Raw genomic sequence first — 3,554 nt, 5'->3', positions numbered from 1 at the left:
TTTGGTTGTGGATTTTTGTAGAAATTTCTATTTTCGCCACAAAATTATCCTTTGGGTAATTTTGTGGCGTTTTATTTTTGTAAGGGGGAATAAATTTGCATAATTTTAAATATGCTATTTTTGTTTTGTTGGGAGGCTGTTGTTATGGAATATTATCGACCTTTGTAAAACTTGCTTATGCCGCAGGGTTTAGTGTTGAGGCCGTAACAATCGGGCAATACTTCTTTGGCACAATCATCAGCGGTACAACTTTTTTATTTAACACTAAACAAGTTCCCACCCTACTACAAAGTCTCAAACTGATGGCGCTGGGGATTCCCTTTGGCTTAACCGGAATATTTTATTATCAATCTTTACAAACTGTATCCGCCTCACTAGCCATCATTTTTTTATTTCAGTTTGTTTGGCTAGGAACTATCTGCGATTGGCTATTTCATAACAATAAGCCGACTTTTTCTAAAATATTTTGCCTTATCATCTTATTAGTAGGTTCAGTCCTTGCCGCTAATGCCCTTACAACAACGCCAATATCATTTTCCCGCCAAGGACTGATGTGGGGATTACTATCAGCATTAAGTTATACCAGCTCAATCTATCTCAGTGGTGTCGTACAAACCAAGACCTCACCACTCTTAAAAAGTTTTCTTATTTCCATCGGTGCCTTAATCTTTGTATTATTAGTATTCAGCCCTAACCTTTTCATTAATCTTAATGTTTTAAAAGAATTCTCGGGTTACGGACTAGTGCTTGGACTATTTGGAGTTGCCTTGCCTCCATTACTCTTTTCCATCGGCCTACCACATATCGGCCCTAGCCTTGGCACTATTTTATCAGCGATAGAGCTGCCCGTAGCAATAACCTTATCCGTCCTGATCTTAGCTGAAACGGTAACGCTATTACAATGGGTGGGCGTCTGTCTGATTTTATTGTCAATTATTGCTGGTAATATCAACCTAAAAAAAATAAAATTATTTGATAAACGTTCTTAAGCTGTTTCATTGCAGAAAAAACTTGTCTTTAGGATATATCCTGGCAGGTATTTTGTATAAAATAGAGAAATTTACCATTATGTAGCGTTAATTTTAAGTTTTATTTTAAGGTAAAGGATGTTGTTATGCTAAAATACACCATTGACGGCTTTTCCGCTATTAAAACCTGTCTATTTCCTTGGCCGGTATTAAGTGTATTAATGATTTTTTTAGTATTAATACCCTTGATATTATGGAAAATAAAACTTTATAAAAAAACTGAATCACTATTAATAATGATAATAATGCATAGTATTATCATTTTCAGTGTTTTATTTCAATTCAGCTTTTCCATCTTTTCTATTGTCGGCTCTGGGATTACGCTGGATAATAATTTATTGTCCTTAAAATCTCCGGTCATGAAGGAAGAAATAAATTTAAATGTTGCTCAAATAGCGCTTATCACTAATGATGAATGGTTACCCATCAATAAAATCCATGGCATTGACAGTTATGCTTTTAATTCAGGATTTTTCGAACTAAAAAACGGACAGAAAGCTTTTGTCTTTGAACACCTTAACACCCATGCTCCCTACTTATTAATTTGTTACAACAATAATTACTTCATTATCAATTATCCCCAAGTGCTAAATTTATATCAAGAGATTGCCAAAAACAATCCTGCAAATCTCAATATTTAAAGGCTGTAGCTTATTAAAGCTACAGCCTTTTTCTTAATAGTAATGATAAATATACACGTTAACGACTCGATATATCGCTTCTTCCAAAGTGCAATCACTAGCACCATAATATTCATTATTAACATAAATTTGAACTTTAGACATTTTCGTAAGGTAGTTTGCCGTTACTGCGGTTTTATCGCGAAACTTAATCGCTTTAAAATCTGCATAAACCTGACCGCTCACCAATATATAATCGACAGTTTCCTCGTTAAAAAGCAATTCATACACTGCATTTTCGCTATTAGACATAACGGTATTATATCTAATCTGCCAGCCTGCCGCCTGACTGTTATTATTATAATTAATAACAACAAAGCACCCTAATAATGCTATAATAAATTTAAGTTTCCGGCTTAGTTTATCCATAAACATTTCTCCTTTAACTTAGTTATACCTACTAATTCTTGCTATAATAGCAAAATCCTTTGCGTTGGAGGCCTTTTATGAAAAATGCTTTTTCTTTTGAAACTGAAATTGGTAAGCTCAGTCTCTGCCAAGAAAATAATGTTATAACAAAACTTTATTTTAATAATAACGCTCCGCTTGATTTTACCAATCATAAAACTGCCTTATTAGAAGAAGCCGCTTACCAAATACAAGCTTATCTTGCTGGAACTTTGAAAGTTTTTTCTTTTCCGTATCAAGCTAAGGGCACTGCTTTTCAAAAAAAAGTTTGGTCAAGCTTACTAACTATTCCTTATGGCGAAACTCGCTCTTACAAAGATATTGCGACTCTGATTAACCGCCCCACCGCCTATCGAGCTGTTGGTAGTGCTAATAATAAAAACCAGCTACCCTTAATAATCCCTTGTCATCGCGTCATTGGTAGCGACCAAACCTTGGTCGGTTATGCCGGTGGCTTAAAAATAAAAGAATTTCTATTAAGATTAGAAGCAAAAAACAGGTAATCTATGACAGATAACCTGTTTTTTTGTTTGTTACTTATTATTTTTCGCCGCTTGGACAGTATTAATATATTCTTTTAAATTCGCAAATTCTATAACTTGCCAAGTTCCATCTGATAATTTCTTCATTTTTAATTCCGCAATAAAGTCTTTGTTAATTTTTTCATCAAATAATGTTATTCCTACTACCGCAATGTCACCATCAATTTTAGTATAAGCGATATCTTTAAATTTTGATTCCTTTAAGCCGGTTTTATCAACCAAGTTATCACTATTCATTCCAGTTTTGTTCGGTACAACAGCCTCTTGATTCTCGGTTGCTTCATCTTGCCATTTACCAATTTCCACGTATTTTAAGATGCCTTCTTTCGCCATTGCGGTAATTGGCGCTTTAAACATTTGCGATAATCCCTTCACAAAAACTTTTGTATTAGCATCAATTTTTTTATCACTATCAACCATTGCTGTGATCGCATCGTCATAGCCCTTTGCTAAAATATTATCAACATCAACATGCTTATTAAATTTATTAACGTCATGCTTGGCAATCGCTTCTCTAACAATATTCAAAGAATAGACCGGTGTTTTGATAAAGTATAAAAAATACCACCCTAATCCTGCTAATACTATTATTAAAACACTAATTAACGCTAACATTTTCTTTCTGTTATTATTTGTAGTTGGTAATTCTTCTTGCTGATTTTGCTCTACTGTCATTACTACACTCCTTTTTGATTTTTATTTTCCTGCTATCACTATAATTAAAAACCATTTGTAAAAAAAAAGCAAATAATTCTATTTTCATAGTAATTATTTGCTTCTTTTAATTTTTCGCTAACCTTAACTTGCGTTTAATAACTTCTGGTTCTTGGCTCATTTTATTATCACGTCGTAACTTCGCATTATATCGTCCAATATTTATTAATACACCAATACTA

Annotated in this window: 5 protein-coding genes; 3 read left to right on the top strand and 2 right to left on the bottom strand. The window is 33.4% G+C overall.

The features are described 5' to 3' along the window. The first annotated feature begins 95 nt into the window (after positions 1-95). Entirely contained in the window at positions 96-989 is an 894-nt protein-coding gene (locus KBI38_08165; GenBank protein MBP8630018.1) for an EamA family transporter, read from the top strand. Between the two features lie 125 nt (positions 990-1,114). Next, on the top strand, positions 1,115-1,669 hold the full coding sequence (locus tag KBI38_08160; GenBank protein ID MBP8630017.1) for a hypothetical protein: 555 nt from the start codon (positions 1,115-1,117) through the stop codon (positions 1,667-1,669). 33 nt (positions 1,670-1,702) lie between these two features. Here KBI38_08160 and KBI38_08155 read toward each other — a convergent pair whose 3' ends face one another. Continuing rightward, positions 1,703-2,077 (bottom strand): hypothetical protein, encoded by a 375-nt coding sequence (locus KBI38_08155; protein MBP8630016.1) that lies wholly within the window; start codon positions 2,075-2,077, stop codon positions 1,703-1,705. 77 nt (positions 2,078-2,154) lie between these two features. On the opposite strand from KBI38_08155, the gene KBI38_08150 reads away from it, so the two are divergent. Next, positions 2,155-2,619, top strand: a complete 465-nt coding sequence (locus KBI38_08150; protein MBP8630015.1) for a methylated-DNA--[protein]-cysteine S-methyltransferase — start codon at positions 2,155-2,157, stop codon at positions 2,617-2,619. 30 nt (positions 2,620-2,649) lie between these two features. Here the strand turns inward: KBI38_08150 and KBI38_08145 are convergent, their stop codons facing one another. Then, positions 2,650-3,333 carry a hypothetical protein gene (locus tag KBI38_08145; protein ID MBP8630014.1) on the bottom strand — a complete coding sequence of 228 codons (684 nt, stop codon included), beginning with the start codon at positions 3,331-3,333 and terminating at the stop codon, positions 2,650-2,652. Between the last annotated feature and the right edge of the window lie 221 nt (positions 3,334-3,554).

This window comes from Negativicutes bacterium (genome assembly GCA_018052945.1).
Taxonomy (GTDB): domain Bacteria; phylum Bacillota; class Negativicutes; order JAGPMH01; family JAGPMH01; genus JAGPMH01.
This window is presented reverse-complemented; position numbering and strand designations above follow the sequence as displayed.

Bases quoted from the DNA above. Each gene is read 5' to 3' on its own strand.
- KBI38_08155 (MBP8630016.1), bottom strand. From the start codon at position 2,077: ATGGATAAACTAAGCCGGAAACTTAAATTTATTATAGCATTATTAGGG.
- KBI38_08150 (MBP8630015.1), top strand. From the start codon at position 2,155: ATGAAAAATGCTTTTTCTTTTGAAACTGAAATTGGTAAGCTCAGTCTC.
- KBI38_08160 (MBP8630017.1), top strand. From the start codon at position 1,115: ATGCTAAAATACACCATTGACGGCTTTTCCGCTATTAAAACCTGTCTA.
- KBI38_08145 (MBP8630014.1), bottom strand. From the start codon at position 3,333: ATGACAGTAGAGCAAAATCAGCAAGAAGAATTACCAACTACAAATAAT.